Here is a 230-nt window from a genome sequence, read left to right on the forward strand (position 1 = left end):
CGTCTCCCCGTCCGCCCCCGCGTCGGAGGTGTCCGCTCGCGGGGTCGAGTCCCACCGCCTGGCGCTCGTCCGTCCGCGTCCGCGCTGGTGGAAGCCGCAGCTCACCGGACTCCTGGGCATCGCGTTCTACCTCGCGATCCTCGACCTGGTGATCGTGCCGCTCGTGATCGGGGCGGTCCACGTTCCGGTAGCGGGTGCGGTGCTGCAGGTGCTCTTCCGCACCCCCCCCT

Annotated in this window: 1 pseudogene; it reads left to right on the top strand. The window is 72.6% G+C overall.

Annotated elements, in window-relative coordinates:
- Positions 1-230: pseudogene (locus tag KVS71_RS19545) on the top strand (hypothetical protein); the annotation flags it as partial.

The organism is Microbacterium sp. GbtcB4, from assembly GCF_019091465.1.
GTDB lineage: Bacteria > Actinomycetota > Actinomycetes > Actinomycetales > Microbacteriaceae > Microbacterium > Microbacterium paraoxydans.